The following is a 24,672-nucleotide window of genomic DNA, read 5'->3' on the forward strand; positions in this document are numbered from 1 at the left end:
GAGCCTACGGAGGGTCAGAGGCTGCCCAGGTCGTCGGGCACGTCGACCGCGTACTGGCGAAGGACGTCGAGTGGTACGAGGTCGAGGGTGCGTTCATGGGTGGCGGCCAGCACCACCGGAGCGGCCTGGCCGTCTTCGTGGGCCCGCAGCCAATTCACCGCGGTGACACACCAGCGGTCGCCGGGGGTCAGGCCGGGAAACCGGAATTGTGGTGCCGGGGTGGACAGGTCGTTACCGATCGACCGCTGGTGTTCCAGGAACTCGGCGGTGACGACGGCGCAGATGGTGTGCCTGCCGATGTCAGCGTCGCCGGTCGAACAGCATCCGTCGCGGTAGAACCCGGTGAGCGGGTCGGTGCCGCACTCCTCGAGCGGGCCACCGAGCACGTTGCGATCGGCCATCGCGTCACCGCCTCTCCTGAAGGTCTGTCCCGTGCCTTCACCATTGCCTTCACAATGCCGCATGGATGCGCTGCGCGGTGTCACGCACCGCGCAGCCGAACATGTCGAATTTGTCGGAGGTGATCCTGCTGCTCGGGCCCGATATCGAGACCGAGCCGATGGGTTCGCGTTGTGCGTTGAGGATGCTGGCGCCGATCGCGGTGATACCGGTGTTGAGTCCCTGCTCGTTCACCGAGTAGCCACGCGTCCGCACCAATTCGATGGTCTCGCTCAACCGGTCCGGATCGGTGATCGTGTGTTCGGTCTGTGGCAACAGGCGCTGCGACAGGTAGTTCGCGACGTAGTCGTCGGTGCTGGCGGCGAGGAACGCGATGCCGGTTGCCGAGGCGTGCAACGGAATTCGTGATCCCAACGGCATGAACGCGCGCAGCGGATGTGGGGTGTCCAGGCGCTCGATGAGGACCAACTCCGGGCCGTCGGGCGCGGCGAGATGAATGGTCTCGGTGGTGTCGAGCTGTAGCTGGTTGAGGTAGGGGAGCGCGGTTTCGCGCATCAGCTGCTGGTCGCCGGCCCGGCTGCCGACGGAGAACGCGCGGTAGGTCAGGTTCCACCGGGTGGGTTGTGACGAGGTGGGCCGCAGCCAGCCGATCTCGTGCAGGGTGAGCAGGCAGCGTTGCACGGTGCTCTTGGGCAGCCCGACGGCGCGGGTGAGCTCGGACAGGCCCACGGGTTGCATCCGTGCGACGGCTTCGAGCACCTGAAACGCGGACACCACGCTGTTCGTCGACATGCGCCCTCCTCGGCTTCACATATTGACCCGCGGCGCGGATGTGAGCTAGCTTACCCGCACTGGTTCATTCTGTAGACCACTGTGCCACACAGTGGACCAGTTGGGAAGCGTAGCTCAACGTTTCGAAAGGCGATGGAATGACAGTTCAGCTGCTGGCGCTGGCGATCTTCGTTGGTGTCTTCGCGGTTTCGGCATGGCGCAACGCGCATCTCGGCGTGTTGATGTTCGCCGCGGCGTGCGGGGTGGGGCTCGGATTGGCCGGGATGCCGATCGACGACATCATCGACGGCTTCCCGGTGAGCATCCTGGTCCTCTTGGTCGGGGTGACGTACTTCTTCGGTATCGCCCACGCCAACGGCACCATCGACCGGATCATCGAGGTCACCCTGGCCAAGGTCGGTCACCGGACGGTGCTGCTGCCCGTGGTGTTCTTCCTGCTGACCGCCGGCATCTCCGCGATGGGCTCGCCGCTGGGCGGCCTGGTGATGGCGCCGATCGGGATGATGGTGGCCGACAAACGCGTGATCGATCCCACGCTGATGGCGCTCTCGATCGGTACCGGCCTCAGCGCCGGGGCGTTCGCGCCCACCAGCCTGTTCGGCATCGTCACCTACGGCACCGCGCACGAGGCCGGCATCGACCTCAGCCCGTTCCTGTTGTTCGGCGTGGCGCTCGTGGTCAACCTGGTGTTGCTGGCGGCCGCCTACGTCCTGTTCGGCGGCCTGAAACTACTGCGCCGGAACTCCGTTGACGCGCAGGCGATCTCCCTGCCCGCCGACGACCGGCTGGTGGCCGTCGGCGGCGGCACGCGCGGTGCGTCGCGGGGCGGATCCACCGGCGGCGCGTCGGATGCGGATCTGACACCGGATGCGGATCGCAAGCCGTTCACGCCTCATCAGATTGCCACCGTGGTCGCGATGATCGGGCTGATCGGTGCGGTGATCGGCCTGTCGCTGGTGGGCGCCGACCCCGATATCGGCGTGCTCGCCTTCGCGCTCGGCGCGGTGCTGACCCTCATCGACCCGGCCTCCGGTAACAAGGCTATCCCGCGGATCGACTGGTCGACGGTTCTGTTGGTCGGCGGCATCATCACCTTCGTCGGCGTGCTCGACAAGCTGGGTGCGGTCGATCTCCTCGGGGATTTCGCCGGGCACATCGGGGTGCCGCTACTGGCCGCATTGTTCATCTGTCTTGTGGCCGGGCTGGTTTCGGCCTTCGCCTCGACCACCGGCATGCTGGCCGCGCTGGTGCCGCTCGCGCTGCCGCTGGTGGCCGCCGGCGGCATCCCGGGTTGGGCGCTGATGTGCGCGCTCGGGGTGTGCGCGTCGATCGTCGACGTTTCGCCGTTCTCCACCGTCGGCGCGACGCTGGTGGCCACCACCGTCGACGAAGCGCAGCGACCCCGCATGACCCGGCTGCTGATGCGCTGGGGGCTGTCGATGGTGGTCATCGGGCCGGTTCTGCTCGTCGGCGCCCTGGTCCTTCCGGGCACGGTGTTCTGAGTGGGCTCGATCATTGATGAAAGGAATTGCCCTGAAATGCTTTTGACGTCTCTTGACCCATCCGGGGCCGGTGCGGTCGACACCGGCGCCACGATCACGGTGGGCGAGCAGCGCATGTCGCGGGCGGAACTGTACGACGCGGCGTGCGCACTGGCCGGCGCCCTGCCCGACGGTGGCCCGGTTGCGGTGTTCGCCCAGCCGACGCTGGGCACCGTCGTGGCGGTTGTCGGTTGTCTGCTCGCCGGAGTGCCGGTGGTGCCGGTCCCGCCCGACTCCGGTCCCGCCGAGCTGCGGCACATGCTCACCGATGCCGGCGTCACCTGCTGGGCCGGGCCGCCGCATCCGGAGTCCGATCTGCCCGCGGTACCGGTCGCCGGGCACGGGCCTGCCGGACCGCACGGCGCGCCGTCACCCGACGCGGTGGCGATGATCCTGTACACCTCGGGAACCACCGGTGCACCCAAGGGCGTCAATCTGACTCACCGGGCGCTGGCGGCCGGTATCGACGCCGTCGCCGAGGCCTGGCAATGGACGCCCGAGGACACCGTGGCCCACGGTCTGCCGTTGTTCCATCTGCATGGGCTGATGCTCGGCGTGCTCGCCTCGCTGCGGATCGGCTCCCGCGTCGTCCATACGGTCAAGCCGCGACCGGAGCGCTATGCCGCCGCGGCGGGCACGATGTACTTCGGTGTCCCGACGGTCTGGTCGCGCATCGCCGCCGACGAGTCATCGGCACGTGCGTTGCGCGGCGCCCGCCTGCTGGTCTCGGGCAGCGCGCCGTTGGTCACTCCGGTGTTCCATCGCATCGCCGAGCTCACGGGCTGTACCCCGATCGAGCGCTACGGCATGAGCGAAACCATGATCACCTTGTCCACCCGCGCCGCCGGGGAGCGCAGGCCCGGTTCGGTCGGGCAACCGGTCCTCGGGGTCGAGACCCGGTTGCGCACCGAGGAGGGCCAGGATGTGCCCGACGACGGCGCCAGCATCGGACGGCTCCAGGTGCGCGGCCCGATGCTGTTCGACGGGTATCTCAATCGACCGGAGGCCACCGCGGCGGCCTGGACCGACGATGGCTGGTTCATGACCGGCGATGTCGCCACCCGCGACGCGTCGGGATTCCACCGCATCGTCGGCCGGGAATCGGTGGATCTGATCAAGTCCGGCGGCTACCGAATCGGAGCCGGCGAGGTGGAGACCGCCCTGCTCGGACATCCGGCGGTGCGCGAGGCCGCCGTCGTCGGACAACCCGATGCCGATTTGGGGCAACGGCTTGTGGCGTACGTGGTCACCGATGAATCGAACCGGGTCCAGCTCGCCGACGCCCTCATCGACTTCGTGGCGCAGACGCTCTCGCAGCACAAGCGGCCTCGTGAGGTCGTGTTTCTCGGCGAGCTGCCCCGAAATGCCATGGGCAAGGTGCAGAAGAAGCTCCTGACCGGGTGAGTGGACGGCTAGCGTGCGGCCGGATCGGTGCTGCGCTGCGCGTCGAGCACCAGCAGGGCCACGTGCAGCGAGGTCATGGACTCACCGTCGTCGAGGTTGACGCCGAGGCGGCGCTCGATCGAGGCGAGCCGGCTGTACAGCGCCGGGCGGCTCATGTGCAGCTGTTTGGCCAGCGCGGACTTGTTGCCGGCGAGCTGCAGGTAGCCGCGCAGCACGGCCACGTCGTCGGTGCCGTGGGCGGCGTCGTGCAGCAGTAGGGCCTTGAGTTCGGTCTCGGCGAACGTCTGCACCCGCGGATCGTCGAGCAGCAGGGTGATCAGGCCGCGCAGCCGGACATCGGAGGCACGCACGAACGGACGCCGCAGGTCCGGCATCGACGCCGCGACCTCGGCGACGTGGGCGGCCTCGCGCAGGCCGTGTACCGCGTCGGCGAACGCCCCGGCGCTCGCGCCCACGGCGATGACGACCTTGTCGGCGTCACCGCCGCGGGCGATGGTCTCGCGCCAACCATCTGCCAGACGCGTCAGTGCGGCATCGGCGCTGAGTCCGCGCCGGGTGTTCAGTGCCATCACCAAACCGATCTCGCCGTCTCGCCGGATGGAGCAGATCGCGCTGTGCCCTTGGGATTTCACGGTGTGGGTCACCGCGTCGAGGATCCGGATGTTGCGGCGTTGCGTGCCGACCGGGTCGAGCCGTTCGGGTGCCGCACCCACCCGCACGGTCGCGGGCAGGTAGGGGCCGCCGGCCCGCAACCCGAGGGCCAACGCGCGGGCGTCGGCATCACGATCGTCGGCGATGCGCCCGCCGAGAACGTCGTCGATCAAACCGCTCTGGGCCTGGTGTTCGAGACCGGACCGGCCACGCTCGGCCATCCGGTGCAGGGCCAATGCCTGGGCGGCGCGTTCCAGCACCATTTTGGTCTTGGCCGGGGCGGCCGGTGCGTGCGGGACGATGAGGCGGCCCCACTCCTCGGCCCGGGGCCCGACGGCGGTGGTGGCCCACGGTTCGGTCATGGCCCGGGAGCGGCGTTGCCAGTCGGTGAGCACGGTGGTGGCCGGTTCATTGCGCGGCGAGATCGCCAGCACCTGACGGGACAGGTCCTCCAACACCACGGTTTCGTCGATCATCTCGGCGGCGGCGCGCACGATGTCGGCCAACGACGGGCGTTTCATGCTCAGCTCGGTGAAGGTCTGATGGGTGCGGTGGGCGAACTCGAGCGCCTCGTACTGGTCGGCGACGATGAGCCGGTGCACCGCCTCGGTGACCTCGACGAACTTGGTCTCCCGGTGCAGGACCACCAACGCCAGGCCGAGGGTCTGGGCCATCTCGCCGACGCTGCCCGGTAGCGAGTCGATGCGGGTGCCCAGTTCGACCACCACGCCCAGGACGCCGGCGCGCTGCATCCGTCGTAGGTAATCGCTGGGCGCATCGCGCAGTGCGGCCCCCGTGGTGAGCACCAGCTCGCCGCCCTGCAGCAGCCCGGCCAGGTCGGGCATGTCGCTGACGTGCACCCAGCGCACCGGGCGGTCCAGTTGTTGCGCGCTGAGCACCTCGGGTTCTCCGGCCTGCACCACCGGCAGATCGAGGACATCGCGCACGGTCGGGATCATTTACAAAGTGTAAAGAAGCAGTCAATCAGGATTACAAGATGATGCGGCTGACGGTGTCGGGCGTGCCTCAAAGTAGGACCCACACCCACCGCCACAGGAAGGTTCGCACCCATGAGCAATGTCATCCAGCACTGGCGCGACGGCAAGGTCTTTGCCGGCACGTCGACCGCCACCGCCCCGGTCACCAATCCGGCGACGGGCGCCGTCAGCGGTGAGGTCGCCCTGGCCAGCGTGGATGACGCGCGCGCGGTGATCGACGCCGCCGTGGCGGCCTACCCGGCCTGGCGCGACACCTCGCTGGCCAAGCGCACCTCGGTGCTGTTCGCGTTCCGAGAGCTGCTCAACGCCCGCAAGGAGGAGCTGGCCGCGCTCATCACCGCCGAGCACGGCAAGGTGCTCTCCGATGCGCTCGGCGAGGTGAGCCGGGGCCTGGAGGTTGTCGAATTCGCTTGCGGCATCCCGAGTCTGCTCAAGGGCGGGTTCACCGAGAACGCCTCGACCAACGTCGACGTGCATTCCGTACTGCAGCCGCTGGGGCCGGTCGGCATCATCTCGCCGTTCAACTTCCCCGCCATGGTGCCGATGTGGTTTTTCCCGATCGCCATCGCCGCGGGCAACACCGTGGTGCTCAAGCCGTCCGAGAAGGATCCGTCGTCCTCACTGTGGATGGCCCGGCTGTGGGCCGAGGCCGGTCTGCCCGACGGTGTGTTCAATGTGCTGCAGGGTGACAAGACCGCGGTCGACGAACTGCTGACCAACCCGAAGATCAAGGCGATCTCCTTCGTCGGGTCCACCCCGATCGCCCAGTACGTCTACGCCACCGCCACCGCCGCGGGCAAGCGCGTGCAGGCCCTGGGCGGGGCCAAGAACCACGCGGTGATCCTGCCCGATGCCGACCTGGACCTGGCTGCCGACGCGATGGTCAACGCCGGCTTCGGATCGGCGGGTGAGCGCTGCATGGCCATCTCGGCCGCCGTGGCCGTCGGCCCGATCGCCGACGAGCTGGTCGCCAAGATCGCCGAGCGCGCCGCCACCATCAAAACCGGTGACGGAACCAAGGATTCGGACATGGGGCCGCTGGTCACCAAGGTGCACCGCGACAAGGTGGCCTCCTACATCGATGCCGGCGAGGCCGATGGTGCCAAGGTCGTGGTCGACGGTCGCACCGTGATCGCCAACGGCGGAGCCGACGGATTCTGGCTGGGCCCAACCCTGCTCGACAATGTCACGCCCGAGATGAGCGTCTACACCGACGAGATCTTCGGACCGGTGCTGTCGGTGCTGCGCGTGGAGTCCTACGACGAGGCTCTCGAGCTGATCAACAACAACCCCTACGGCAACGGCACCGCGATCTTCACCAACGACGGCGGCGCCGCGCGGCGCTTCCAGAACGAGGTCGAGGTCGGCATGGTCGGCATCAACGTGCCGATCCCGGTTCCGATGGCCTACTTCAGCTTTGGCGGCTGGAAGGCATCGCTGTTCGGTGACAGCCATGCGCACGGCACCGAAGGCGTGCACTTCTTCACCCGCACCAAGGCCATCACCACCCGCTGGCTCGACCCCAGCCACGGTGGCATCAACCTCGGCTTCCCCGAGAACAAGTGAGAGAATTTCAGCCATGACTGTGACTCAAGAGCCTGCCGTGCTGCCCAACGGGCTGACCGTCGAGGCGGCCAAGGCCGAGGCCGCGCGGGCCTATGAACTCGACCGCGCGCACGTGTTCCACTCCTGGTCGGCCCAGGAGGAAATCTCGCCGATGACCATCACCGCCGCACAGGGCTCGTACGTGTGGGACGGCGACGGTAACCGCCTGCTGGACTTCTCGTGCCAGCTGGTCAACACCAACATCGGGCATCAGCACCCGAAAGTTGTTGCCGCCATTGCCGAACAGGCGGCCAAGCTGTGCACGGTGGCCCCGCAGTACGCCAACTCGGCCCGGTCGGAGGCCGCCCGGCTGATCGCCGAGCGCACCCCCGGCGAGCTGAACAAGGTGTTCTTCACCAATGGCGGCGCCGATGCCGTCGAGCACGCGGTCCGCATGGCCCGGCTGCACACCGGCCGCTACAAGGTGCTGTCGCGCTACCGCGCCTACCACGGTGGCACCGACACCGCGATCAACCTGACCGGTGACCCGCGGCGCTGGCCCAACGACCGCGGCAACGCCGGCATCGTGCACTTCAACGGACCGTTTCTGTATCGCTCGTCGTTCTACGCCGAGACCGAGGAACAGGAAAGCCGGCGCGCGCTGGAGTACCTCGACAAGCTGATCCAGATGGAGGGTCCGGCCACCATCGCCGCGATCATCCTGGAGTCGATTCCGGGTACGGCCGGCATCATGGTTCCCCCGCCCGGATACATGGCCGGGGTGCGGGAGATCTGCGACCGCTACGGCATCGTGTTCATCGCCGACGAGGTGATGGCGGGATTCGGGCGCAGCGGAAAGTGGTTCTCCATCGAGCATTTCGACGTGGTGCCCGATCTGATCACCTTCGCCAAGGGCGTGAACTCCGGTTACGTGCCGCTCGGCGGCGTGGCGATCAGCCCGGCCATCTACGAGACGTTCGCGCATCGCCCCTACCCGGGCGGGCTGACCTACTCCGGGCATCCGCTGGCCACCGCGGCCGCCGTCGCCACCATCAATGCGATGGCCGACGAAGGCATGGTGGAGAACGCGGCCAAGATCGGTGCCGAGGTCATCGGTCCCGGCCTGGCCGAGCTGGCCGCCAAGCACCGCAGCGTCGGTGAGGTTCGCGGTGCCGGTGTGTTCTGGGCCGTCGAACTGGTCGCCAACCAGGAGACCCGGGAGCCGTTGGCGCCCTACGGTGGCTCCAGCCCGGCGATGAACGCCGTGGTCGGTGCGTGCAAGGCCAACGGCCTGCTGCCGTTCGCCAACTTCAACCGCATTCACGTGGTGCCGCCGTGCAACGTGACCGAAGAGGAGGCGCGCGAGGGTCTGGCGATCCTGGACTCCGCGCTGGACGTCGCCGATCAGCACACCAGCTGATATCTGACGGCTTGTCTGCACTGAGACTGCGCTCAGGGACAAGAATCACCGATTTCCCGTCCCTGGGCGCAGTTTCGTTTTGCGGATAACCTCGTTGCCGAGTGATCCGCACGCCGAGTTGAGACACTGAGGGTGTGCGTCCACCTGCCCAGTGCTGGCTAACCGACATGGACGGCGTCCTGGTGCGCGAAGAACACGCGCTGCCGGGGGCCGCCGAATTCCTCCAGACCCTGGCCGACAAACAACGGCCGTTCCTGGTGCTGACCAACAACTCGATCTTCACGCCGCGTGATCTGGCGGCCCGGCTGGCGCGCTCCGGCCTGATCGTGCCCGAGGCCTCGATCTGGACCTCGGCCCTGGCCACCGCGGCGTTCCTCGGTGATCAGCAACCGGGCGGCTCGGCCTACGTGATCGGTGAGGCCGGCTTGACCACCGCGCTGCACGAGGCCGGCTACACCCTGACCGACATCGATCCGGACTACGTGGTGCTGGGGGAGACCCGCACGTATTCGTTCGAGGCGATCACCAAGGCCATCCGGCTCATCCTGGGCGGCGCCCGGTTCATCGCCACCAACCCCGACGTCACCGGCCCGTCGGCGGAGGGACCGCTGCCCGCGACCGGGTCGGTGGCCGCGATGATCACCAAGGCCACCGGCCGCGATCCCTACTTCGTCGGCAAGCCCAATCCCATGATGTTCCGCAGCGCGCTCAACCGCATCGAGGCGCACTCCGAGAACACCGTGATGGTCGGAGACCGGATGGACACCGATGTGGTGGCCGGGATCGAGGCCGGGCTGGAAACCATCCTGGTGCTCACCGGCTCGACGTCGGTGGCAGACATCGAGCGCTATCCGTTCCGGCCCAGCCGGGTGCTGCCCTCGATCGCCGAAGCCATCGAACTGATCTGATGACTTCCGTCGGGCTGATCGGGGTTCCGTTCGACGGTTATGGTCGTCGCGGCAACCAGGCGCGGGCCGCGCAGGCGCTGCGAGATGCTGGATTGCTCAACGCTTTTGGTGCTGAACGCGTGGTCCGGGCCGACGATCTTGACCTGCCCGCACCCGAGACCGGGCGTGGACCGTCGACCGGCTTGATCAACGAGCCCGCACTACTTGCCATGACGGCGTCACTCCACGACAGGGTGCGCGATGCATTGGTGGCCCAGCGGTTCCCGGTGGTGTACGGCGGTGATTGTTCCACTCTGCTGGGCATCGCAACCGGGCTGCGCGACCACGCCGAGGACGTCGGTTTGGTTTTCATCGACGGCCACGAGGACACGATGCCGCTGGACGTATCCGAGGACGGAGAGGCGGCGAACACTGAGATCGGATTGCTCCTCGGATTGACCGGACGCACGATCACCGGCCCGCTGGCCAGTCAGCTGCCCGCACTCCGGCGCGAGTTGCTGGTGGTGCTGGGCCCCCGCGACGACAACTGGCGGCGGCAGTTCAACGTCGGCACCCTCGCCGACTGCGGCGTGTGGCTGGCGCCGCTGGCCGAGGTGGCGCGCAATCCGGACGCCGTCGGTCGTCGGGCCATGGGGCACCTCACGCGTCATACGGAGAGCTGGTGGCTGCACATCGACCTCGACGTGCTGGATCCGGCCGAGTTTCCGGCCCAGGGACTGCCCGATGTGCCCGACGAGCCCGGCGGCCTGACCTGGCGTCAGCTCACCGAACTCGTCCTGGGCCTGCGCAATACCGGCACGCGGTGTATCGGGTGCAGCGTGGCGATCTATGACCCTGACCAGGATCCGTCATCGGCGGGCGCCGGTCAGGTCGTCGAATTTGCCAGGGCCGCGCTGGCGCCCTAGGGCGAAGTATTGGCTGAGCCGCAACGCCGCAATGTGAGCGGAGATGGAATTGCGACCGGTTGATCGCATAGAATATCCAATATTAGCGAAAGCGAGACCTGATGCCACCGCGAACAGCCACCCGGCGGACAGCCGCCGCATCCGACTCCGCCGCCGGAGCGCGCTCGGACTTCGTTCGGCCCAAGACGGCTCAGCAAGCGGTAGCCGAGGCGCTGCGCCGGGACATCACGAGCGGCAAGCTCGCGCCCGGCAGCTGGATCGTTCAGGAGAGCCTGGCCGAGCAGTTCGGAATGTCCCGTATTCCGATTCGTGAAGCGCTGAAAACGCTTGAGGCCGAGGAATACATCACCTATGTGCCGCACAGCGGCTACCGCGTCGCTCAACTAGGGCTCGACGAACTCGTCGAGGTGTTCCGGATCCGGGACATCCTTGAGGCTGAACTCATCCGCGATGCCATGCCGGCCGTCACCGATGAGCTCATCGACGCCATGCGTGAGCAGATGGCCGTGATGGACGGTGCGGCCGCCAGCGGAGACCTGATCGCGGTGGGTCTGGCCAACCGGCAGTTTCATTTCTTGACCTTCGAGGCGAGCCGAATGGCGCGCACCAAGCGCATCGTCACCCAGTTGTGGAACACCGCCGACGCCTATCGTCCGATGTATGCGCACCTGATGGATCTCGACCAGGTCAACAGTGAGCATGTGTTGCTGGTCGAGGCGATGGCCGCGCGCGACATCGACCGGGTCGTCGCCTTGAATCATCAGCACCGCATGCATGCCATCGATCATCTGCACACGGTGTTCGGCCACGAAGAATCCGACGAGTGACACCGCGGGAGCGCTTGGCTTCGTTGGGAATCGAGCTTCCGGTGCCGGCGCAGCCAAAAGGGACCTATTTTCCGAGCCGGCGTTGCGGCAACCAACTGTGGATCTCCGGAACCACCTCGCGGCGCCCGGATGATCCCGGGGCGGTGGGGGTGGTCGGTGACGATGTCACGGTTGCGCAGGCGACGGCTCAGGCCCGGCTGGCGGCCCTCAACCTCGTGGCGGCGCTCGATGCCGCCGCCGGTCTGGATGAGGTCGTTGCGTTGGTTCACCTGCGTGGATACGTGCGGGCCACTTCCGATTTCGATGCCCATCCCGGTGTGATCGACGGGGCGTCGGAGCTGTTGCTCGACGTATTCGGCGAAGGATGTGGGGCGCACGCCCGCACAGCCATCGGGGTCGCCTCGCTGCCTGGGGGAGCGTGTGTGGAGCTCGAGCTCGTCGCAACTGTGCGCGACTGATCAGGCCAGGCGCGCAGCGGTGCGTCCGATCGCCAAGCCCAGCGCGATTCCCGCCAAGGCGGTCAACGCGATTGCATACCAATCATTTTGATCAGTGCGACGTCGCGCTGAGGTGGTTGCGGCCGCTGACGCGGGCTTGGCCTCATCGGCGCCGACGATCATCGTGTTGAGCTTGCGCACGAACTGCCCGATGATGCGGTTGCTCACCTGAGAGATGACGCCGCTGCCGAACTGGGCGATGCGTCCACCGAGTTCGAGATCGGTACGCACGGTGACCTCGGTGCGGGAGCCCCGTTCGCAGGCTGACATGGTGACGGTTGCTTCGGCGGAGCCGTTACCCCTGCGATCGCGGGCTTGCCCGCGAACCACCATCTCATGGGAGTTGTCGTCGCGGCTGACGACGGTTGCCAGGCCCGAGAGGGTGAGTCCGACCGGTCCCACCTTGATGGCGACGTTGGCGCGATAGTCGTCACCGTCACGACTTTCGAGTTCTGCGCCGGGTATGCACTCGACCACCCGAGGTACGTCGGTCAGTGTCGCCCAGGCGATGTCGAGGGGCGCATCGACCGAGAACTCATTGATCAGCTGCATGGTGGTGCCACTCCTCGATTGTGTTGTTCGGTTGTGCGTCCCGATGGCCGGTCCTACGATTGGATACGATATCCAACACGGCTCAGGAGGTCGATAGTGCTGAGTAAGGGAGTCGGTCTGTTTCCGACCGAACCGGTGGGCACGATGTGCGAGTACGTACGGTTGAGCGAATCGCTGGGCTACGACAACGTGTGGTTCGGTGATTCGCAGAACATCTGGCGCGAGTCGTCGACCGTCATGGGCGCTGCGGCTGTGGGGACCGAACGCATCGTGTTCGGGACCGGGGTCACCAACGCGGTGACCCGTCATCAATCTCTGCTGGCCTCGACATGGGCGACGCTTTCCGAGTACACCGGTGGGCGGGTGGCGCTCGGGATCGGCACCGGCGATTCGTCTTTGCGGACAATGGGCCTCAAACCACTCAAGCTGGCTGAGCTCGAAGAGTCGATCCGAGAGCTCCGCAGCTTGTTCAAAGGTGAGAAGGTGGTGGAGCCAACCAGTGGCGCTGAATACCACCTGAACTACGTCAACGAGCCGATGGACATCCCGATCTACGTCGCCGCCTCCGCCCCGAAGATCCTCCGGATGTCGGGCCGGATCGCCGATGGCGTCATCGTGTTGGTGGGTACGGCGCCACACTTCATCGAGGCCGCGCTACGGACGATCGAAGCCGGCGCGGCAGAGAGCGGTCGCACCCTCGATGACATCCACATCGTGCTGTGGACACCGACGGCGATCGACGAGGACCGAATCAAGGCGCGCGATTTGGTGCGGGCGCATGTGTCACGGGTGGCGATCAGGCCGCTGCCGGCCAAGGTCGAACCTGCTCTGGAGAAGGCGATCGATCGGATCCGGGATTCGTACAACTACTACGAGCACATGAATCCAGAGGCTTCACACGCCGACCTCGTCCCCGACGAGCTGGTGGATCTCTTTGCGCTGGCCGGTACGCCAGATGAATGTGCGCAGCGCCTCAAGGAGATCGAAGCTCTTGGCATCGACCAGGTTTCGATCGTCCCGTTCGTGCTTCCCGGCGAGAGCCGGGCACCGACGATTCGCGCCTTCGCCGACATAGTCGGTGATCGTGGCTGACGGCGGCCGCAGTCTCGGAGGGTTTCCCGCGCCGGGAAGCGCGGTGCCGGGGGCGCCGCCTCCGCTCAAACGGCCGCTCGTCGCGGCTGACGGCGTGCCGGCGGTGGTGTTCACGGGACCGGAGTCCGAAGCTGCCGTCTCGGTACCGGCCATGACGGTCGCGCCGAGGTCACGGTTCACGACGGCCGCGGCGCTGTTCGGCGTCGCGGTGGGGCTGGAACTCGCCCGGTTGTGGACGAGTGGCGGCGCTGCTCACATTGGTCCAAAATGTTGACCTAGATCACAACGATTCGTATAGTGTATCCAATATTCGGCCCACTTCGGAGGTTTGCGTCCATGGCCTGGTTTCGTAAAGTGTTCGCCGCGGCGGGTACCGCGGTGGCGCTCGTCGCGGGGGCAACCGCCTGTGCCGACGAATCGGCAGGTCCGACCGGGGGCGGCGCGGATACCCTGAGCATCTCGGCGACCGGCGTGGACAGCTTGCCGTTCATGGCGATATTGCAGGTCGGTATCGACAAGGGCTGGTTCACCGAGGCGGGGGTCAATGTCGATCTCTACTCCGGTGGTGGCGGTGGCAACACTCTGCGCGTGGTCACCAGCGGTGACGCGGACATGGCGATCGCCGGCAACAGCTCGGTGATTCTCGCAGCGCAGCAACCGAATTCGAATCTGAAGGTGGTCGCGCCGTGGTTCCAGGTGAACGACTTCTCCTGGATCGCACCACCGGGGCGAAAATTGGAGAACGCGACTCTGGGGTTCAGTTCCGCGGGCTCGTCCACCGAACTGATCGTCAAGGGGCTCGAGCGCAAACTCGGCGTCAAGTCGCAAGCGGTCGGGCCGATGGGTGACAACTGGACCGCCGCCAAGGCCGGACAGATCACCGCGGGCTGGGCCATGCAGCCCTTCATCGCCGACAAACAAGCGTCGGAACACGCTGAGGTGCTTGTTGATTCGCGAGACGTAGTGGGGGACCTGCCGGCCGATCTGGTGGCCGTCAACGCCGATTATGCCCGGCAGAACCCCGATAACGTGCGCGCCTTCTTCACCGTTGCCGACCGGTTGAACGAGTGGCTGGTTGCCAACCCCGACGAGGCGGCCGGCGAGATCGCCCCGTTGGTCGGGGTGTCGCCGGAGGTGATGCGCGCGGCGTTCGCCAGCAACCCCGATCTGGCAAAAGGGTATTCGTTGAAGGTCGACACGGCCGGTCTGAAGAACCTTTCCGAGTTGATGGTCGCCGCCGGCCAGATCCCGGAGCAGATCGACTGGGCCACAACGCTCGATCAGCAGTACCTGCCGGACGACGCACAGACCGACATCTGAGCTGACGCGGTCAGCATCTCCGAAAGGCGCATCTATGGATCGTGACGGTATCCGAATCGACAACGTCTCCGTGGTGTTCGATACACCCGCCGGCAAGGTGACCGCGGTAACCGATATCAAACAGCACGTTCCGCATTCCAGCTTCGTGTCCGTGGTCGGACCGAGTGGATGCGGAAAGTCGACGTTGTTGGCGGTGATCGCGGGATTGCAGAAGTCGTCAACCGGCCTGGTGCGCGTCGCCGGACGGCCGGTCACCGGGCCTGACCCGTCGATCGGTGTGGTGTTTCAGGAAGATTCGACTCTGCCGTGGCGCACGGTCGAAGAGAACGTCGCCTTCGCGATGGAGATGATCGGTACCGGCAAAGCCGAACGGCGTCGTCGGGCCAAGGAGGCGATCGAGCTCGTGGGGCTCGGCGGATTCGAAAAGTCTTATCCCTCCATGCTGTCCGGCGGCATGCGGCAGCGGGTCGCGCTGGCCCGTACCTTGGCAGTTCAGCCGGAAGTGGTGCTGATGGACGAGCCGTTCGCGGCACTCGATCAGCAGACCCGGCTGTTTCTCGGTGCCGAGGTCCGGCAGATCTGGGCCAGAACGAATCAGACCATCGTGTTCGTGACCCACGACATCTCCGAGGCGATCCTGCTCTCCCAACAGGTCTGGGTGATGTCTTATCGACCCGGATCGATCATCGATGTCGTCGACATCGACCTGCCCGACGAGCGCGACGCGAGCATGGTCTCTACCGCGCAATTCAACGAACTCCAGAATCGGATCTGGATGTCCCTGCAAGCCGAGTCCATGCGCGGATTCAGACAGCAGGAGGCCCAGAAGAAGGTGGCGACGTGACGACGTCATATGTCGCACAAGAAGATCTGACAACACAACACATGGGTAGCGGGACTGGGCGGCCGGCACCGGAGCGCCGCGCGAAGCGGTTGAGCAACTCGGCGATCAGTGTGATCTCGACGTTCGCGCTGATCGTGGGCTTTCTGATCGTCGCCGAACTGGGTGCCCGGACGGGGCTCTGGAGCGATCGTGTCCTTCCCGCCCCCTCGGTGATCCTGTCCGAACTGGGACGCCTGCTCGGCGAAGGGCAGTTCTGGACCGACGCGGCCCGTACGGGCGTCGAGGTCGCCTTCTCGATCCTGTTCGGCAGCCTGTTGGGTTTCGCCGCCGGACTGACCTTCTGGAAGCTGCCGGCGGTCGGGCGCATCTTCGAGCCGTACCTGGTGTCGTTCTACGCGGTGCCGCTCGTGCTGTTCTATCCCGTGATGATCGTGATCGTCGGGATCAATGCGATGTCGGTGATAATTCTCGCGACCATCATGGCGGCCATACCCATGGCGCTCAACACCGCGGTCGGGCTCAACACGATGCCGCCGGTGTACATGAAACTGGCCCGGTCGCTGAAGGCCTCGCCACGGCAGATCCTGCTCGCGATCGCGATCCCGGCGGCCGGACCGTTCATCGTCGCCGGACTGCGGCTTGCCGTGGTCTACGCGCTGATCGGCACCATCGCAATGGAATTCACCACTGCGCAGGCCGGTCTGGGTTACCGGATCCGATACCTCTACGAGATCTTCAACAACAACGAGATGTTCGCCTACATCGCGGTTGTGCTGGTGTTGTCGTGCATTCTCACCGCGCTGCTCGCGACGGTGGAACGCGTACTGCTGCGTGGGAGGAACCGATGACCACCTCGACCCTGCAGTCACCTGCCGGCAGCCCTCCGATCGGTACGTCGCGATCGACATCGCAGCGGATCCGTTCGGTCCTGGGTAACCAGGCCGTCGGTGCGACTCTGCTCGCACTGGTGGTGGCCATGGCCTGGGAGATCTTCTCCGACCTGACGTTCGTGGTGCCCTCACCGGTGGAGACCTTCCGTGTGTTGATCCGCAACCTCGCCGATCCCGCGTATCTGTTCGATCTCCAGGTCACAGCGCAGTCGGTGTTCCTGGCGTTCGTGATCGGCACCGCGATCGGCGGCGTCCTCGGACTACTACTCGGCCTGTCACAGCGGTTGCGATTGATCTTCGAGCCGATGTTGATCGTGTTGAACGGGATTCCGAAGATCGTGCTGTACCCGGTGCTTCTGCCGATCTTCTCCCTGTCCGGCTCCAAGATCGTCATGGGGGTGCTGTTCGCCCTGTTTCCGGTACTGATCAATGTGACCACCGGGGTGCAGGAAATCCCGCGGGTGTACTGGAAACTGGCGCGCTCCGTGCGCGCCAATGCCTGGCAGACCTTCGCGCACATCATCATTCCCGCGATCCGGCGGCCGCTGCTCACCGGGATTCGGTTGGCGGTGAGCCTGGCGGTCGTCGGCGTGGTGCTCTCCGAGTTCTTCGCGACCAGGCGCGGTCTCGGCCGGGTGGTGCTGCAGTCCTACAGCCACGGCGACTACCCGTCCATGGTCGCAACCATCATGCTGCTGATCACCATTTCGTTCGGCATCTCGATCGCGTTGTGGCAGTGGGAGAAACGACTCCATTGACCACGAACGTATCGGCGCCGGGGCACATCGGCAGCTCGGTCGGGCGTCGCGAAGACGAGCGCCTGCTCGCGGGTGACGGTCAGTTCGTGGCCGACTTTGCGGCCGGTGCGCACCACGTCGTCTTCCTGCGGTCGACCGAGCCGCACGCCCGGATCGTCCGCCTCGATATTGCGGCCGCTGAGCGAATGCCAGGCGTGATCGGCATCTACCTCGCCGATGACCTGGGATTGCGCGGCGTTCCGATCCCGTCGCTTACCACCCCGGACCCCCTCTTCACGGCCGCCACGTCATGCGTGCTGGCCGAGCAGCGGCTGTCCATTCTGGCCCATGACCGCGTGCACTACGCCGGCCAGCCGATCGCCGTCGTGGTCGCCGAGAACCGTTACCGCGCCGAGGATGCGCTGGAGGCCATCGAGATCGACTACGAGCCGCTGGCGGCAGTGACAGACCCGTTCGAAGCGCTCGATCCCGAGTGTCCGGTGTTGTTCGACCACCTCGACAGCAACGAGGCGGCGCGACTGAACTATTCGTTCGGCGAGGTCGAGCGCGGGTTCGACTCGGCGGCGACGGTGGTCAGCGGCACCTATCGGATGAACCGGCACGGCGCGGTACCGCTGGAGTGTCGAGGCGTGCTGGCGCGGTTCGACCCGCGACAGCAGCGGGTCGAGGTGACGACGTCGACTCAGGTGCCCCACATGGTGCGCAATGCCATCTGTGCGGTGACCGGCTGGTCACGTCAAGAGGTCAAGGTCGCCGTGCCCGATGTGGGTGGCGGCTTCGGTACCAAGGCAAACGTGTACGGCGAGGAGATCCTGCTGGCGTTGCTCGCCAGGCGGATCGGATGCCGGTTGATCTGGGTCGAGGATCGCCAAGAGCATCTGCTGGCCAGCGCGCAGGGGCGCGATCAGGTGCACCAGACCAGGCTGGCGGTCGGCCACGATGGCCAGATCCTCGCCTGGGCCGATGATTTCGTCGTCGACATCGGAGCAGGAAGCCTCTGGGTGGCCGGCATCATCGCCAACACCGCGATCCACCTGCTCGGCCCGTATCGGATACCCGCCGCGCGGATTTCCGGTCGTGCGGCGCTGACCAACAAGACGTTGGTCGCCCAGTACCGCGGTGCCGGTAGGCCCGAGGCGACGTTCGCCCTGGAGCGCAGTCTCGACGCCGCGGCGCGCGAAATCGGATTGAGCACCGACGAGATCCGGCGGCGCAACCTCGTCACCCAGGCCGACATGCCTTATCCGAGGCCGATTCCGTACCGCGACGGTGTCCCGATCCAGTACGACGGACGTGACTATCGAGCGTGCCTGGAATCCGTGTTGGACGCGCTGCCCCGAGAAGAATCGACTCGCTGTGCCGCCGAATACCCGCAGTACCACGTCGGTTACGGCTTGTCGTCCTATCTGGAGGCCACCGGCCGCGGCCCGCACGAGACCGCGCGTATCCGGCTGCTGCCCAACGGCCGGTTCGAGGTAACCGCAGGCGCCGCATCCGCCGGTCAAGGACACGAAACTGTGTTCGCGCAGGTGGCGGCCGAGGCATTGGGGGTGCCGTTCGACCAGGTCTGCTACGTGCCGGGGGATACCGAGCGGCTACCAGACGGGGTGGGAACCTTCGCCAGCCGCTCGGCGATACTCGCCGGCTCGGCCGTGCACAAGGCCGCCGGTCAACTGGTGGAGCTGGCCGCCGAGCGGGTGAGCGCGCTGACCAACGCCGACCGTGAGGACGTCCAGTACGCCGAGGGCAGGTTCCACATTGCGAGGGACCACTCGATCGGGTGGACCGAACTCGCGCGCGCGGCCGCGGTGGGCGGGGAGCAGGAGAGCGGCGGTGCTCTCGATGTCACTGCGGTGCACCGGGTTACGACCGTGACGTGGACGATGGGTGTGCATGCGGCGATCGTGGGCGTGCACCGACGCACCGGCATCGTCAAGGTCCTGCGTTATGCGGTGTCTCACGAGGGCGGCCGTGAGATCAACCCGAGGATCGTCGAGGGCCAGATCATCGGTGGTGTCGCCCAGGGGGTCGGCGGCGCGCTGTTCGAGCAGTGGGAGTACTCGGAAACCGGTCAGCCGCAGTCAACCACGTTCGCCGCGTACCACCTGCCGCTGACCACCGATATGCCGATCGTGCGTGTCCGGCATCTGCACGTCGACACCCCGGCGAATCCGATCGGGGTTCGCGGGGCCGGGGAGAGCGGCACCATTGCCGTTTACGCCGCGCTCGCGGCGGGTGTCGACGATGCACTGGGCGGGTGCGTCCACGTCGACAGCACCCCGATCTCGACGGGTCAATTGTGGCGAGTGCTCGACCGGGCCGCATCGTGAAACCCGCGCCTTTTCACTACCTGCGTCCCGATTCGGTCGGTGAGGCCCTCGAGCAGCTGGCGCGTCATCCCGACGCCAAGCTGATGGCAGGCGGTCAGTCCCTGATGGCGTTGATGAACCTGCGGCTGGCCCGGCCGAGCGTGATCATCGACATCGGCGGTTTGATCGAACTCAAGCGTGTCTTCGACGACACCGACGATCTGATCCTCGGCGCGTTGGTGACCCATCGCAGTGTCGAGGTGGATCCGTTGATCGCCGCGCGTGCACCGCTGCTCGCCGCCGCTGCCGGCCATATCGGGCACATCGGTATCCGTAATCGGGGGACGCTCGGCGGATCGGTGGCGCATGCCGACCCGGCAGCTGAGATGCCTTTGGCCACTGTGGTTCTCGGCGCTACATTTCATGCCGAATCGGTGGGCGGTGGCCGTCGGACGGTTGCGGCCGAGGACATGTTCGTATCGTTCTACACCAGTGCCCTGGCGCCCGACGAGATGATCACCTGGGTGTCGATTCCCGCCATCCAGCACGGTCAGGGTTGGGGATTCGTGGAATATGCCCGGCAGCACGGTGATTACGGGCTGGCCGGTGCCGGTTGTCTCCTGAGTGTCGGTCGCGACGGCCGCATCGAATCGTTGCGTGCCGGGGTGCTCAGCGCGGCGGATCGGCCGTTGTTGTTCAAGGGTGACGACGCGATCGGTGAGCGCCCTTCGACACGACTGTGGCGAGCACTGGCCAAACGGTGGGCCGCGGCCGCCGAGCCGAGTTCTGACGATCCGGACTACTCGCGGCAGCTGTGCATCGCGGCGTTGGAGGAATCGCTCGCCGAAGCCCATCGGCGTATCGAGACGGAACGGGAGGCTGGGCATGGTGTCAACTGAGCCGCGAGCAACCGATACATCGAAACCTCCTGTGGGCGTGCCGATATCAGCCGTCGTCAACGGCAGGCAGATCCAGCGCACCGTGGAGCCCCGGTTGACGCTGGCCGATTTTCTGCGTGACGAACTGGGGCTGACCGGTACGCACCTCGGTTGCGAACACGGAGTGTGCGGTGCGTGTTCGGTATTCCTCGACGGACAAAGTGTGCGTACCTGCCTCGTGCTGGCGGTGCAGATCGACGGCATGCGGGTGACGACGGTCGAGGGCCTCGAAGAGTTCGAGGAGACCAGACGGCTGCGTGCGGCGTTCTCCGAACACGGGGGCCTGCAGTGCGGGTTCTGTACACCGGGATTTCTCGTCACTGCCGTCGAGCTGCTGCGCGATCCGAATACCGAGAAGCCACTGACCGAGGACTCGGTGCGGGAGGCGTTGTCGGGCAATATCTGCCGTTGCACCGGCTACCAGGGCATCGTGCAGGCAGTACTGGACGCCGCCGACAACTGCGGGTGATGGCGCTTCGACTGCGATCTGACGGAAACGCGGTGGGCGGCGGCCGGATCCGCACTCGCGAACTCTTGCGTCCCGTCGGCAGCAGCCGGTGGGGAATGGCGGCCGCATTGGCGGTCGCGCTGGGCGCCGTCCTCTGGGGTACCACGGCGTTCGGCCGGGCCGAGTGGGGGTCGGCGGTAGGCCTTGGATTCGTGCTGATCGCCGTTCCCGAGATATCCACCACGTGGCGGGCGGCGGTGCACACCATGGGGGTGAGAGCCGTGACCGTGATGGCGGCTGGACTGCTCGTCGTGGCGGGCTCCCATGACGCCGTCCTGCTGGCCGTGTTCACCGTGCTGGCCGCGATCGCGGGTGCGCTGATCCCCGGTGTCGGCGCGACCGCCGGCCTGGCGGTGGTGCTGATGTCCATCGATCTGGACCAGGACGCCACCACCATGGCGGCTCTCTGGCCGTACGTCATAGGCATCGCCATCGTGTTCGCGAGCTGGGCAGTGTGGTTCGCGATATCTGTTCTGCGGCATGGGGTCGCGGACGAGCCGATCCCGCGGTCGTCCGCGGCCGGGTTGGCTCACGCCGCTCGGGTGGGGGCCGCGGTGGGCCTTGCCGTGTCGGTGGCAGCGTTGTTGCCGGCGGAGATGGTCGGCGGCCACTGGTTGGTCACCAGTGTGTTGTTGACGATCCAGCCGAGCCAGGCACAGACGGGTTTGCGGTTGGCTCAGCGGCTCTCGGGGAATGCCATCGGCGCGGTGATCGCCGCGGCGCTGTTGGGGACACATCCATCGGCGCCGGTGGTGATCGGGCTGACGGTGGTGCTTTTCCTGGTTGCGATGGCGCTGCGGCCGGTCAACTACACCTGGTGGGCGAGCACCGGCCCGCCGGTGCTGCTTGTGATCAGCGAATACCCGGAGCTCTTTCCTTGGTACGAAGGTGCCGTGCGGCTCGCGATGAATTTCGTGGGCGCGTTCATCGTGGTGCTGATGGTGTTCGTCGCACCGTTGGTCGTGCCGGCGTGGTTGCGACAGCGGTGAATACCTCGGGGCATCGGCGGTGTCGGGAGCCATGGAGCCGACTGTTCCGGTTGTGCTAGGCCATTTCCGAACTATCGGATAGTGTATACAAAATCCAACGCTGGGAGGGCTTGTGACCACACTGCTCGTGGAGGACATCGGGCTGCTTGTGTCAGGCGACGCGTCGGAGGTCCTTCATGACACCACGTTGCTGATCGAGGATGGGCGCATCGCGGGTATCGGCGTCGACCATCCCGCCCCCGACAACGTGCTGTCGGCCGGTGGACTGACCGTCATGCCCGGGCTCGTCGACGGCCACGTGCATCCGACGTTCGGCGAATGGGCACCGGCGCAGAACTCGATCGGGTGGATCGGCAACTACCTCCAGGGCGGCACCACCTCGATGGTGTCGGCCGGTGAATTGCACATCCCCGGCCTCGATTTCGGAGCATTGACTCCGGAACTCGTGCTGAGCATCGCGGTGACGTCCAAACACACCACCGGGCGGTACCGCCCGTCGGGCGTCAAGGTGAACGCGGGCACCGTGCTGCTGGTGCCCGGCATGACCGAGGAGCACTTCGACCGTGCTCACCGCGAGGGCATCGAGCATCTCAAGTTCATCTTCTACGACTGGAACCGACTGGGTGACGGTGAGGCTCAGCAATACGTCGAATGGGCGCATGACCGTGGCATGACGGTCAAGATGCACTCGGGTGGGGTGTCGCGGTCCGGATCGAGCCGGGTGGCCGGGCGCGACGTCGTCGCCGCGGTACGTCCGGACATCGTCGGCCACATCTCGGGCGGTCCGATTCCGCCCCCGGACGAGGACATCGTGGCGATCATCTCGGATGTGCCCTCGGCCCACGTCGAGGTGTGCAGCTCGATGAACTATCGCGCCACCAAACTGGTTGTCGACCAGCTGACTGCCCGTGGCGAACTCGGCCGGCTCACCCTCGGCACCGACACGCCCGGAGGCACCGGGGTGATCCCCCGGGGCATGCTGCGCAACGTCTGCTTTCTGGCCTCGATCTGCGGGGTCGATCCGGTCGACGCCGTGGCAGCGGCCACCGGCCAGACCGCCCGCGCGCACGGTCTCGACACCGGGGTGCTCGCCGTAGGGCGGCCGGCCGACCTGCTGATCCTCGGGCCGGTCACCGGATCGAGAGCCGGCGACGCGCTGGAGTGTTTTGCACTCGGTGACCTGCCGGGGATCGCGACCGTGCTGGTCGACGGGGCCCCGCTGGTCAGGACGCGCAGTGAACAGACCCCGCCCCCGAGCCGCGCGGTCACGTGGCGCGGCGAACCCGCGCCGTCCGCGCGATCCACGCCGCACCGCGTCGGATGCTGCTGAACCGTCAATCATCAGGAGTCGATAACATGGTTGAAGCCACTGTGGCCCAAAGAAATTCCGAAGCCGTCGACACCGACGCGATGTTCGGCGTCGACGCTCTGCTGAGTGCCGAAGAACGCGAGATCCGCGACACCGTGCGATCGGTCGTACAACGGAGAATCAGTCCGTACGTCGCCGATTGGTACGAGAGCGGCGAGCTGCCCGCCCGGGAGCTGGCCGTCGAGCTCGGAGAACTCGGCCTGCTCGGCATGCACCTGCGGGGCTACGGGTGCGCGGGCACCACTGCGGTGGCCTATGGCCTGGCCTGCCTGGAGCTCGAAGCGGGAGATTCCGGCATCCGTTCGCTGGTCAGTGTGCAGGGGTCACTGGCGATGTTCGCCATTCACGCGTTCGGAAGCGACGAGCAGAAGGACCGTTGGCTACCGGAGATGGCTGCCGGCCGCAGCATCGGCTGCTTCGGCCTCACCGAACCCGACCACGGGTCCAACCCGTCCGGGATGAGAACGCGAGCCACCCGGTCCGGTGGCGACTGGGTGCTGACCGGCACCAAGATGTGGATCACCAATGGGTCGGTGGCCGACGTCGCGGTCATCTGGGCACGGACCGACGAGGGGATCCGCGGCTTCGTCGTGCCCACGGACACACCGGGATTCACCGCCAACACGATCAAGTCGAAGATGTCATTGCGGGCATCGGTGACCAGTGAGTTGATTCTCGACGGCGTCCGGCTGCCGGACAGCGCCCGCTTGCCGGGAGGCACCAGCCTCGGCGCGCCGCTGCGCTGTCTGAACGAAGCCCGGTTCGGCATCGTCTTCGGTGCCCTCGGCGCGGCGCGGGACTGCCTGCAGACCGCGCTGGACTATTCGCGGTCGCGGGAACAGTTCGGTCGGCCGATCGGCGGCTTCCAGCTCACGCAACAGAAACTCGCGGATATGACGCTGGAGTACGGCAAGGGGCTCCTGCTGGCGCTGCATCTCGGGCGACGCAAGGATGCCGGCGAGCTGGCGTCGGAGCAGGTCAGCCTCGGAAAGCTCAACAATGTACGCGAATCCCTCGACATCGCCCGCACTGCCCGCACCATCCTGGGCGCCAGCGGGATCAGCGCCGAATATCCGGTGATGCGGCACGCCAACAACCTGGAATCGGTGTTGACCTACGAAGGCACCAGCGAGATGCATAGTCTGATCATCGGGCAGGCCCTCACCGGAATCGCCGCGTTCCGCTGACGACTCAGCGGCGCGCGTACCGTCCACCC

The 24,672-nt window shown here is 66.5% G+C and carries 23 protein-coding genes; 19 read left to right on the forward strand and 4 right to left on the reverse strand.

Translation table 11 applies throughout. The features are described from left to right. Positions 1-14 precede the first annotated feature (14 nt). On the reverse strand, positions 15-401 hold the full coding sequence (locus BN4332_RS00575) for a DUF2237 family protein (protein ID WP_066896138.1): 387 nt from the start codon (positions 399-401) through the stop codon (positions 15-17). Positions 402-450: 49 nt separating this feature from the next. Further along, positions 451-1,191, reverse strand: coding sequence for an IclR family transcriptional regulator (locus BN4332_RS00580; protein WP_066896141.1), 741 nt, complete (start codon positions 1,189-1,191; stop codon positions 451-453). 137 nt (positions 1,192-1,328) lie between these two features. On the opposite strand from BN4332_RS00580, the gene BN4332_RS00585 reads away from it, so the two are divergent. Next, entirely contained in the window at positions 1,329-2,693 is a 1,365-nt protein-coding gene (locus tag BN4332_RS00585) for an SLC13 family permease (protein ID WP_066896144.1), read from the forward strand. Between the two features lie 36 nt (positions 2,694-2,729). Further along, the gene (locus BN4332_RS00590) at positions 2,730-4,136 is read left to right on the forward strand and encodes an acyl-CoA synthetase (protein ID WP_066896147.1); all 1,407 of its coding nucleotides are present in this window, start codon (positions 2,730-2,732) and stop codon (positions 4,134-4,136) included. An 8-nt stretch (positions 4,137-4,144) separates the two neighbouring features. On the opposite strand, the gene BN4332_RS00595 is transcribed toward BN4332_RS00590, so the two are convergent. Further along, positions 4,145-5,746, reverse strand: coding sequence for a PucR family transcriptional regulator (locus BN4332_RS00595; RefSeq protein ID WP_066896150.1), 1,602 nt, complete (start codon positions 5,744-5,746; stop codon positions 4,145-4,147). A 111-nt stretch (positions 5,747-5,857) separates the two neighbouring features. Between BN4332_RS00595 and BN4332_RS00600 the strand changes: the two genes are divergently transcribed. The 6 genes from BN4332_RS00600 (at position 5,858) to BN4332_RS00625 (ending at position 11,848) form a co-directional block, all read left to right on the forward strand. Then, complete coding sequence (locus tag BN4332_RS00600) at positions 5,858-7,351, forward strand: CoA-acylating methylmalonate-semialdehyde dehydrogenase (RefSeq protein WP_066896153.1); 1,494 nt, start codon at positions 5,858-5,860, stop codon at positions 7,349-7,351. 13 nt (positions 7,352-7,364) lie between these two features. Next, positions 7,365-8,750 (forward strand): aspartate aminotransferase family protein, encoded by a 1,386-nt coding sequence (locus BN4332_RS00605; protein ID WP_066896156.1) that lies wholly within the window; start codon positions 7,365-7,367, stop codon positions 8,748-8,750. Between the two features lie 134 nt (positions 8,751-8,884). Further along, entirely contained in the window at positions 8,885-9,658 is a 774-nt protein-coding gene (locus BN4332_RS00610; RefSeq protein ID WP_066896159.1) for an HAD-IIA family hydrolase, read from the forward strand. After that, positions 9,658-10,563, forward strand: coding sequence for an arginase family protein (locus BN4332_RS00615; protein WP_066896162.1), 906 nt, complete (start codon positions 9,658-9,660; stop codon positions 10,561-10,563). The genes BN4332_RS00610 and BN4332_RS00615 overlap by 1 nt, the downstream gene beginning before the upstream one ends. 101 nt (positions 10,564-10,664) lie before the next feature. Then, positions 10,665-11,390 (forward strand): GntR family transcriptional regulator, encoded by a 726-nt coding sequence (locus tag BN4332_RS00620; RefSeq protein ID WP_066896165.1) that lies wholly within the window; start codon positions 10,665-10,667, stop codon positions 11,388-11,390. Then, a complete protein-coding gene (locus BN4332_RS00625) occupies positions 11,387-11,848 on the forward strand; it encodes a RidA family protein (RefSeq protein WP_066896168.1) in 462 nt (153 codons plus the stop codon). Before BN4332_RS00620 ends, BN4332_RS00625 begins: the two co-directional genes overlap by 4 nt. On the opposite strand, the gene BN4332_RS00630 is transcribed toward BN4332_RS00625, so the two are convergent. Beyond that, complete coding sequence (locus BN4332_RS00630) at positions 11,849-12,439, reverse strand: SRPBCC family protein (RefSeq protein ID WP_066896171.1); 591 nt, start codon at positions 12,437-12,439, stop codon at positions 11,849-11,851. Positions 12,440-12,535: 96 nt separating this feature from the next. On the opposite strand from BN4332_RS00630, the gene BN4332_RS00635 reads away from it, so the two are divergent. From BN4332_RS00635 to BN4332_RS00690, 11 genes are all read left to right on the forward strand, one after another. Beyond that, complete coding sequence (locus tag BN4332_RS00635; RefSeq protein WP_235653982.1) at positions 12,536-13,531, forward strand: LLM class flavin-dependent oxidoreductase; 996 nt, start codon at positions 12,536-12,538, stop codon at positions 13,529-13,531. A gap of 336 nt (positions 13,532-13,867) precedes the next feature. Further along, positions 13,868-14,851 (forward strand): ABC transporter substrate-binding protein, encoded by a 984-nt coding sequence (locus BN4332_RS00645; RefSeq protein ID WP_066896174.1) that lies wholly within the window; start codon positions 13,868-13,870, stop codon positions 14,849-14,851. A gap of 34 nt (positions 14,852-14,885) precedes the next feature. Continuing rightward, positions 14,886-15,695 carry an ABC transporter ATP-binding protein gene (locus BN4332_RS00650; protein WP_066896177.1) on the forward strand — a complete coding sequence of 270 codons (810 nt, stop codon included), beginning with the start codon at positions 14,886-14,888 and terminating at the stop codon, positions 15,693-15,695. Beyond that, the gene (locus tag BN4332_RS00655) at positions 15,692-16,543 is read left to right on the forward strand and encodes an ABC transporter permease (protein ID WP_066896180.1); all 852 of its coding nucleotides are present in this window, start codon (positions 15,692-15,694) and stop codon (positions 16,541-16,543) included. The genes BN4332_RS00650 and BN4332_RS00655 overlap by 4 nt, the downstream gene beginning before the upstream one ends. After that, positions 16,540-17,343, forward strand: a complete 804-nt coding sequence (locus BN4332_RS00660; RefSeq protein ID WP_066896184.1) for an ABC transporter permease — start codon at positions 16,540-16,542, stop codon at positions 17,341-17,343. Before BN4332_RS00655 ends, BN4332_RS00660 begins: the two co-directional genes overlap by 4 nt. Next, positions 17,340-19,673 (forward strand): xanthine dehydrogenase family protein molybdopterin-binding subunit, encoded by a 2,334-nt coding sequence (locus BN4332_RS00665; RefSeq protein ID WP_066896186.1) that lies wholly within the window; start codon positions 17,340-17,342, stop codon positions 19,671-19,673. The genes BN4332_RS00660 and BN4332_RS00665 overlap by 4 nt, the downstream gene beginning before the upstream one ends. Further along, positions 19,670-20,551: an FAD binding domain-containing protein gene (locus BN4332_RS00670; RefSeq protein ID WP_066896460.1), complete on the forward strand. Its 882-nt coding sequence runs from the start codon at positions 19,670-19,672 to the stop codon at positions 20,549-20,551. Before BN4332_RS00665 ends, BN4332_RS00670 begins: the two co-directional genes overlap by 4 nt. Beyond that, positions 20,538-21,059 carry a (2Fe-2S)-binding protein gene (locus tag BN4332_RS00675; protein WP_066896189.1) on the forward strand — a complete coding sequence of 174 codons (522 nt, stop codon included), beginning with the start codon at positions 20,538-20,540 and terminating at the stop codon, positions 21,057-21,059. Before BN4332_RS00670 ends, BN4332_RS00675 begins: the two co-directional genes overlap by 14 nt. A gap of 95 nt (positions 21,060-21,154) precedes the next feature. After that, entirely contained in the window at positions 21,155-22,087 is a 933-nt protein-coding gene (locus BN4332_RS00680; protein WP_160110789.1) for an FUSC family protein, read from the forward strand. Positions 22,088-22,199: 112 nt separating this feature from the next. Then, a complete protein-coding gene (locus BN4332_RS00685) occupies positions 22,200-23,417 on the forward strand; it encodes an amidohydrolase family protein (protein ID WP_066896196.1) in 1,218 nt (405 codons plus the stop codon). A 26-nt stretch (positions 23,418-23,443) separates the two neighbouring features. After that, on the forward strand, positions 23,444-24,643 hold the full coding sequence (locus BN4332_RS00690; RefSeq protein ID WP_066896463.1) for an acyl-CoA dehydrogenase family protein: 1,200 nt from the start codon (positions 23,444-23,446) through the stop codon (positions 24,641-24,643). Positions 24,644-24,672: the final 29 nt, after the last annotated feature.

The sequence above is a fragment of the Mycolicibacterium houstonense genome, from assembly GCF_900078665.2.
In the GTDB taxonomy this organism is placed as follows: Bacteria; Actinomycetota; Actinomycetes; order Mycobacteriales; family Mycobacteriaceae; genus Mycobacterium; species Mycobacterium houstonense.

What these genes read in the sequence shown, in the direction of transcription:
- BN4332_RS00620 (WP_066896165.1), top strand. Translation starts at nt 10,665, where the DNA reads ATGCCACCGCGAACAGCCACCCGGCGGACAGCCGCCGCATCCGACTCC.
- BN4332_RS00595 (WP_066896150.1), bottom strand. Translation starts at nt 5,746, where the DNA reads ATGATCCCGACCGTGCGCGATGTCCTCGATCTGCCGGTGGTGCAGGCC.
- BN4332_RS00575 (WP_066896138.1), bottom strand. Translation starts at nt 401, where the DNA reads ATGGCCGATCGCAACGTGCTCGGTGGCCCGCTCGAGGAGTGCGGCACC.
- BN4332_RS00675 (WP_066896189.1), top strand. Translation starts at nt 20,538, where the DNA reads ATGGTGTCAACTGAGCCGCGAGCAACCGATACATCGAAACCTCCTGTG.
- BN4332_RS00630 (WP_066896171.1), bottom strand. Translation starts at nt 12,439, where the DNA reads ATGCAGCTGATCAATGAGTTCTCGGTCGATGCGCCCCTCGACATCGCC.
- BN4332_RS00600 (WP_066896153.1), top strand. Translation starts at nt 5,858, where the DNA reads ATGAGCAATGTCATCCAGCACTGGCGCGACGGCAAGGTCTTTGCCGGC.
- BN4332_RS00615 (WP_066896162.1), top strand. Translation starts at nt 9,658, where the DNA reads ATGACTTCCGTCGGGCTGATCGGGGTTCCGTTCGACGGTTATGGTCGT.
- BN4332_RS00650 (WP_066896177.1), top strand. Translation starts at nt 14,886, where the DNA reads ATGGATCGTGACGGTATCCGAATCGACAACGTCTCCGTGGTGTTCGAT.
- BN4332_RS00585 (WP_066896144.1), top strand. Translation starts at nt 1,329, where the DNA reads ATGACAGTTCAGCTGCTGGCGCTGGCGATCTTCGTTGGTGTCTTCGCG.
- BN4332_RS00660 (WP_066896184.1), top strand. Translation starts at nt 16,540, where the DNA reads ATGACCACCTCGACCCTGCAGTCACCTGCCGGCAGCCCTCCGATCGGT.
- BN4332_RS00680 (WP_160110789.1), top strand. Translation starts at nt 21,155, where the DNA reads ATGGCGGCCGCATTGGCGGTCGCGCTGGGCGCCGTCCTCTGGGGTACC.
- BN4332_RS00690 (WP_066896463.1), top strand. Translation starts at nt 23,444, where the DNA reads ATGGTTGAAGCCACTGTGGCCCAAAGAAATTCCGAAGCCGTCGACACC.
- BN4332_RS00645 (WP_066896174.1), top strand. Translation starts at nt 13,868, where the DNA reads ATGGCCTGGTTTCGTAAAGTGTTCGCCGCGGCGGGTACCGCGGTGGCG.
- BN4332_RS00580 (WP_066896141.1), bottom strand. Translation starts at nt 1,191, where the DNA reads ATGTCGACGAACAGCGTGGTGTCCGCGTTTCAGGTGCTCGAAGCCGTC.
- BN4332_RS00605 (WP_066896156.1), top strand. Translation starts at nt 7,365, where the DNA reads ATGACTGTGACTCAAGAGCCTGCCGTGCTGCCCAACGGGCTGACCGTC.
- BN4332_RS00590 (WP_066896147.1), top strand. Translation starts at nt 2,730, where the DNA reads ATGCTTTTGACGTCTCTTGACCCATCCGGGGCCGGTGCGGTCGACACC.